We start from the raw sequence: 728 nt of genomic DNA, 5'->3' as shown, positions 1-728 counted from the left end.
CGCGCGCATCCTCGGCGCTGGCGGCGGCGGCGCGGCTGGCGACATGGCCGCCCACCGGGTTGCGCCGCTCGAACACCCCGCCCGCCTGGGCCTCGCGCCCTTCGCCGCCGATCAGCAGCGGAACATCCAGCATGGCTTTCTCCCTCTAGGCCTTGTGGTAGAGCACCGGCACGGCGGCATCGACCAGCACCTCGACCAGCGCCGGGCCGTCCGAGGCCAGCGCCGCGTCCAGCGCGGCGTCGAGCTGCGCGGGATCGGCCACGCGCTGCGCCGGACAGCCCATGCTGTGCGCCAGCGCGACGAAATCGATTCCCGGCAGCTCGATGCCCGGCACGCCACGGATCTGCAGCACCTGGCTGAAGGAGCGCATGGCGCCGTAGCCGGCATTGTTGATGACGACGATGGTGAGCGGCAGCCGCTGCTGCACGGCACTCCACAGCGCCTGCGGCGAATACATCATCGAGCCATCGCCGATCAGGCAGACCACCCGCTCCCCCGGCCGGCCCAGCGCGACGCCGACCGCCCCCGGCAGCCCGTAGCCCAGCCCGCCGCTGGCCATGGTGAAGAAGCTGCCCCAGCGGTTGCGCGGCATCCGCGCCTGCATCGCCGGGCGGTGGGAGGGGGCTTCCTCCACCAGGATGGCGTCCTCCGGCATCGCCCGGTGCAGCCGGTGGAGAAGGTAATCGGCCGGGATCGGGCTGGCCGGTTCGGGCGGCGCCGGGCGCGGG

Annotated in this window: 1 protein-coding gene; it reads right to left on the bottom strand. The window is 73.6% G+C overall.

Annotation, left to right across the window (positions count from 1 at the left end; genetic code table 11):
* Positions 1-145 precede the first annotated feature (145 nt).
* A partial coding sequence (locus HMPREF0731_RS22345) for a thiamine pyrophosphate-dependent enzyme (RefSeq protein WP_007006547.1) occupies positions 146-728 on the bottom strand: 583 nt, incomplete at its 5' end.

The organism is Pseudoroseomonas cervicalis ATCC 49957 (assembly GCF_000164635.1).
GTDB lineage: Bacteria > Pseudomonadota > Alphaproteobacteria > Acetobacterales > Acetobacteraceae > Pseudoroseomonas > Pseudoroseomonas cervicalis.
Note: the sequence above shows the minus strand (reverse complement) of the source record. Positions and strands in the feature narration are given on the sequence as shown.